Source organism: Xanthomarina sp., assembly GCF_035306705.1.
Classification (GTDB): Bacteria; Bacteroidota; Bacteroidia; order Flavobacteriales; family Flavobacteriaceae; genus Xanthomarina.
Genome location: NZ_DATGNO010000086.1, coordinates 1 through 3768, shown reverse-complemented (window position 1 = coordinate 3768; position 3768 = coordinate 1). Strand labels below are relative to the sequence as shown.

At 35.4% G+C, this 3768-nt stretch carries 4 protein-coding genes and 1 pseudogene; 2 read left to right on the top strand and 3 right to left on the bottom strand.

The window, feature by feature from the left end; all coding sequences use genetic code 11:
• The coding region (locus VKY47_RS07845) for a DUF4421 family protein (protein ID WP_324311798.1) at positions 1-1000 on the top strand (1000 nt) is incomplete at its 5' end.
• Here VKY47_RS07845 and VKY47_RS07840 read toward each other — a convergent pair.
• From VKY47_RS07840 to VKY47_RS07830, 3 genes are read right to left on the bottom strand one after another with little or no spacing between them, the layout of a single operon-like run.
• Complete coding sequence (locus VKY47_RS07840; protein WP_324311796.1) at positions 984-1223, bottom strand: VF530 family protein; 240 nt, start codon at positions 1221-1223, stop codon at positions 984-986. The genes VKY47_RS07845 and VKY47_RS07840 overlap by 17 nt on opposite strands.
• Positions 1224-1439 carry a DUF6500 family protein gene (locus VKY47_RS07835; protein ID WP_324311795.1) on the bottom strand — a complete coding sequence of 72 codons (216 nt, stop codon included), beginning with the start codon at positions 1437-1439 and terminating at the stop codon, positions 1224-1226.
• Positions 1440-1442: 3 nt separating this feature from the next.
• Positions 1443-2711 carry a DEAD/DEAH box helicase gene (locus VKY47_RS07830; protein ID WP_324311800.1) on the bottom strand — a complete coding sequence of 423 codons (1269 nt, stop codon included), beginning with the start codon at positions 2709-2711 and terminating at the stop codon, positions 1443-1445.
• Between the two features lie 284 nt (positions 2712-2995).
• On the opposite strand from VKY47_RS07830, the pseudogene VKY47_RS07825 reads away from it, so the two are divergent.
• A pseudogene (locus tag VKY47_RS07825) lies at positions 2996-3768 on the top strand (hypothetical protein); the annotation flags it as partial.

Genomic DNA, 3768 nt, shown 5'->3' with positions numbered 1-3768 from the left:
CATGGGAAAACAATACATCATATTACTTTGCTTGTTGTGTTCAAGTTTTTTGATACATGCCCAGAAGATAAGTAAAAAGGATTCTTTAAGCACTAGACAGGCTATTGATACGTTGCTCATTGATAGAGATATGAATAATTGGTCTATTCGAGTTTTTACAAACTATAAAGGGCAAAGTTTTAGTTTGAGAAAGGATAGCGATAAAGTGTCTTTTACACCAAATAATAGGGCAGGAGTTGGTATTGGTTTAGGTACTAGTAAGTTAATTATAGATATTGCTTTCAATCTAAAAGGACACGAGGAAAACCCTACAAAACGTTTCGATTTACAAGGGTCTTTAATTGTAGGAGAACACAATTTGGTCAATTTATATGTGCAGAGGTACAAAGGTTTTAATGTTAAAAATAATTTTAATGAACCCGAGTTTTTTAGAGATGATGTGACATCGCTTTCTATAGGTTTTAACTATTTATATACCTTTAAAACGATTTCTTTCTCCTCTTCTATTCTAAAAGCTGGACTTTCTGAGGAAAAAAAGAAACACTTTATATCTGCTGGTGTTGGGGGATTTATGGTGTATAATAATATTAGCGGAGACAGCCCTTTAATACCTGATAATGGTATTTATAATCAAGATGCTTATTTAGATGGACTTAAGGGAGCTGGAGCTGGAATTTCGGCGGGTGTTTTATCCGTTTTTGTTTTACCAGCCAACTTTTTTGCGACCTTAAATGTTATTCCCGGGATTGGACTTATGTATAAAAAAGGATATGTGGAAACTGGCGATTATAAAGTGTCAAATCCGCTTTTGTATAAATTGGATTTCGAAGCAGGATTGGGCTATAGTTTTAAGAACTTTTATACGACCATAGCTTATGGAAGCGGTATTTACACCACCAATTTAGACTATGGATTGAATTACTTGTACAGTAATACCAAGGCTAAATTGGCTGTAGGTTATAAAATTAGGGTAAACAAGAAGCTTAAGACTCCTTTTTAGGAGGTAATTTTTTTAACATCTTCAAGTACATGTACTCAACCTTGGTTCTTGCCCAAGGCGTTTTTCTTAAAAACTTTAAACTGGATTTTACCGATGGATTATCTTGAAAACAACGAATGTTTATAATGTGTCCCATATATTCCCAGCCATAATGCGCTTCAAGTTCTGTAACTATTTGCTCCAGCTTAACACCATGTAATGGATTATTTGCTTGTGTTTCCATTTATGCTTCTAAAACAAGTTTCTGTATTTTTACAGCTTTCTCAAAATGATCGAGTTCGTGGGTTTTAATCCACCAAGTAGCAGCTTCCATTAACAATTTTGGATCATCATTTTTATTCGCAAAAAAAGCATAAAAAGAAAGTCCGACATTGGGCCCTTTTTGTGCTATTTTCTTTGCGCAAATATCTATAATTTTATCTCTTAGTTCAGGTGTCATTACTTATCTTCTATTTCTACCGCTTCTATCGCTGCTCGGCTTAGTCTTTTTGCTGCTAGATTCACTTTTTGGAGCTGTACGTTGCGGTCTTTGATTTCTACCGCCTCCGCCTTGTTTTTTAGGTTCGGTTGAAGCATTTGGGTCTGGTTCAAAACCTTCTAAGATTTCTTGAGGAATTTTAAGGCCCACCAATTTCTCAATATCTCTTAAATAGGTTGTTTCATCAGCACTTACTAAAGAAATAGCTTCACCACTTGCTCCAGCACGTCCAGTTCTTCCTATTCTATGGACATAATCTTCAGAGATGTTTGGAAGTTCGAAATTTATAACATGAGGTAATAATGGAATGTCCAAACCACGAGCTGCAATATCTGTAGCTACCAAAATTCTAATACTTCCGTTTTTAAATCCAGCCAAAGCTTTGGTTCTAGCTCCTTGACTTTTATTACCATGAATGGCTGCTGCCGAAATTCCGGCACTTACCATTTTCTTACATAACTTATTGGCACCGTGTTTGGTTCTTGTAAAAACCAAAACTTGTTTCCAATTGCCATCGGAAATTAACTTGATAATTAAATCGGTTTTCTTTCCATTTGCCACACGATACATTTTTTGATTAATGGCGTCTACGGTCGAGTTTTCTGGAGTTGCATCTACCTGTACTGGTTTGTTTAAAATACCATGGGCCAATTTCTTTATATCTTGAGAAAAGGTCGCAGAAAACATTAGGTTTTGCCTTTTTGCTGGCATCATTTTAATAACACGCTCAATATCGCGTAAAAAACCCATGTCCAACATTCTGTCAGCTTCATCTAAAACAAAAATACTTACCTTAGAAAGAGATAAAATATTCTGATTGCATAAATCGATCAATCGGCCAGGAGTAGCTACCAAAATATCAACACCTTGTCTTAAGGTTGCTACTTGTGGTTTCTGGTTCACTCCACCAAAAATTACTGCAGAACGCAAATCCAGAAATTCGCTATATTCCTTTACATTGGCATATACTTGCGCCGCTAATTCTCGTGTAGGAGTTAAAACCAAAGCTCGGACAGGACGTTGACGTAGTTGTTGCTTTTGAGATAAAATTTGTAATACAGGTAAGGTAAATCCAGCTGTTTTTCCTGTACCGGTTTGGGCAGAAGCTAAAACATCTCTACCTTCTAAAATAGGTGGAATGGCTTTGCTTTGTATAGGTGAAGGTTCTGTATATCCTTTTTTATTGATGGCTTTAAGAATATCTTCAGAAAGACCTAAGGTGTTAAATGACATATATTGTTTTTGAAGAATGACAATTTTAGATGTCATTTTATTTGCGTGCAAAGTTACAGTTAATTTTCCCGAAGAACTTTATTTATTGTAATTATTGCTGAATCCCAACTTCAATATAGCACTGTTGTGTATTTCTAGAAAGACTAATTTTCTATTAGAATCTATTTTGAGAATGATAAGTTTAAGATAAGTAGCTTTCTGAAATTCATAATTTTATGTATCTTTAAATCTACACTTAAATTAAAATATGTATGTTTTTTAAAATAAAGAGTCTCTTAGCGTTAATGCTTATTATTTCAATTATTTCTTGTAAAAACATCGATAAAAACACGGATAAACTTGGAGTTATAGAGTTTCAAGTAACTGGAAATCAGCAGGCTCAAGATTATTTTAAAAATGGCTTATTGCTACTACATAGTTTTGAATATGAAGATGCTCGAGAGGCTTTTTTAGAAGCTCAAAGGGCAGACCCAAAAATGGCTATGGCATATTGGGGAGAGGCCATGACATACAATCATAGTCTTTGGGGGGAGCAGGATTACGAAGCGGGTTCTGCAGCCGTTGCGAAAGTGAAAAATCTTCGGGTAAATCTGGATTATTCAACTATCGAAAGAGGGTTTTTACAAGCTGTTGAAGTTTTATATACACCTAAAACCCCAAAGGTAAATAGAGATAAAGCCTATAAAAAATATATGCAATCGCTTCATGAAGCTCATCCTGAAAATAATGAAATTGCTGCTTTTTATGCTATTTCTCTTTTAGGTTCTGTGCCTGAGGGTAGAGACGATTCCATTTATGATGAAGGCGCTGAAATAGCAAAGAAGGTGTTGAACAAAAACCCAAAACATCCAGGAGCACTTCATTATTTAATACATTCATACGACGATCCTTATCATGCCGAACTTGCATTTGATGCTGCTAATAGTTACTCAAAAGTGGCGCCAGATGCCAGTCATGCGCTTCACATGCCCTCTCATATTTATGTGGCTTTAGGTATGTGGGATGAGGTTATCTCATCGAATATAGACTCTTATCAGGCAAGTTTAAATAGGATGGA

Coding starts and splice junctions, on each gene's coding strand:
- VKY47_RS07840 (WP_324311796.1), bottom strand. CDS start 1,223: ATGGAAACACAAGCAAATAATCCATTACATGGTGTTAAGCTGGAGCAA.
- VKY47_RS07835 (WP_324311795.1), bottom strand. CDS start 1,439: ATGACACCTGAACTAAGAGATAAAATTATAGATATTTGCGCAAAGAAA.
- VKY47_RS07830 (WP_324311800.1), bottom strand. CDS start 2,711: ATGTCATTTAACACCTTAGGTCTTTCTGAAGATATTCTTAAAGCCATC.